1 protein-coding gene is annotated in these 1,745 nt (G+C 71.2%); it reads left to right on the top strand.

From position 1 onward, the window contains the following. Window positions 1-1,745: condensation domain-containing protein (locus G5C51_RS41755; RefSeq protein ID WP_240930290.1), on the top strand; the 1,745-nt coding region annotated here is incomplete at both ends.

The following is a 1,745-nucleotide window of genomic DNA, read 5'->3' as shown; positions in this document are numbered from 1 at the left end:
CTCCGCCACCTCAACCCCGACACCGCCCCCACCCTCGCCGCCCTGCCCACCGCCCAGATCGGCTTCAACTACCTGGGCCGTACCCCCGCTGCGGCAGCGGGACAGGCGGACGAGCCGCAGGACTGGGCCCCGCTCGGCAGCGGCGGCGGAGGCGCCGACACCCCGATCCCCGTGATGCACGCCCTCGAGGCCATGGGGATCGTCCACGACCTGCCCGAAGGGCCGCGGCTCACCCTCTCCCTGGCCTGGCCGGAGCGCGTGCTGGACGAGGCGGCCGTACGGGAACTGGTCGACGGCTGGGCGGCCATGCTGACCGGGATCGCCACCCACACCAGTGCCGCGGTCAGCGGTGGCCACACGCCGTCCGACTTCCCCTTGATCGCACTCGGCCAGGGTCATGTCGAGGAGCTGGAGGCCGCGACACCAGGGCTCGCCGAGGTGCTGCCCGTAACGCCGCTGCAGGAAGGTCTGCTGTTCCACGCGCTCTTCGACGAGAGCGACACGGACGTGTATGTGGAGCAGATGATCCTGGGTCTTGAGGGTCCGTTGGACGTACAGGCCCTGCGGGCCTCCTGGCAGCGTCTCCTCGACCGGCATGCGCCGCTGCGCGCGGGCTTCCGGCAGCTGGACGGGCTGGGTGACCCCGTGCAGGTGATCGTGGAGCACGCCGACATGCCGTGGCAGGAGGAGGACCTGTCGCGGCTCGCCGAGGACGCCGCCTGGGCGGAGTCGGACCGGCTGGGGATCGCCGCGCGGGCCCAGCGCTTCGATCTGGCGGCACCGCCGCTGCTGCGGATTCTGCTGGTGAAGCTGGCCCCGGACCGCTACCGGATGATGATGACGCTGCATCACATCCTGCTGGACGGCTGGTCGCTGCCGATTCTGATGCAGGAGCTGTGGACCGCGTACGAGGCGGGCGGCAGCACGGCCGGCCTGCCCGAGATCACTCCGTACCGGAACTATCTGGAGTGGCTGGGCCGGCAGGACAAGGAGGCGGCGCGCGAGGCCTGGCGCCAGGAGTTGGCGGGCGCGGACGAGCCCACGCTGGTCGCCCCGGTGGAGCGGGACGCCGCGGCGGTGGTGACCGAGGAAGTGACCGGTGCGGCGAGCGCCGAGCTCTCCGAGGCGCTGGACGATCTGACCCGCGCGCATGGCGTGACCTTGAACACCGTGGTCCAGGCCGCCTGGGCCTTGGTGGTCGGGAAGCTGACGGGTCGGCGGGATGTGGTGTTCGGTGCCGCGGTCGCCGGGCGGCCGCTGGATGTTCCGGGCATGGAGAGCATGCTGGGGTTCTTCATCAACACCGTTCCAGTTCGTGTGGAGTTCGACCCCGCACACACCGTCGCCGAGATGCTGAGCGAGCTGCAAAGCCGGCAGTCGGCGCTGATGGATTACCAGTACCTCGGGCTGAGTGAGGTGCAGCGCCTGGCGGGACCGGGTGCGACGTTCGACACGCTGATGGCCTTCGAGAACTTCCCGGCCGGGGCGCATGAGCAGTCGCCCGGTGCGGACGAGGGGCAGGCGGACGGCCCGAGCGGACTGCGGGTGGTCGAGGCCGGCGGCCGGGAGTCGACCAACTATCCGCTGGGACTTGTCGCGGGCCCGGTCGGCGGGCTGACGATGCGACTGAGCTATCGGCCGGATGTCTTCGACGCGGCCGAGGCTCAGGAGCTGATGCGGTGGCTGCTGCGGGTGTTGGAGGGGATGGCGGCGGATCCGCAGGGGCGGGTTGGCCGGTTGGGGGT

Source organism: Streptomyces coryli, from assembly GCF_011044975.1.
GTDB lineage: Bacteria > Actinomycetota > Actinomycetes > Streptomycetales > Streptomycetaceae > Streptomyces > Streptomyces coryli.
This window is presented reverse-complemented; position numbering and strand designations above follow the sequence as displayed.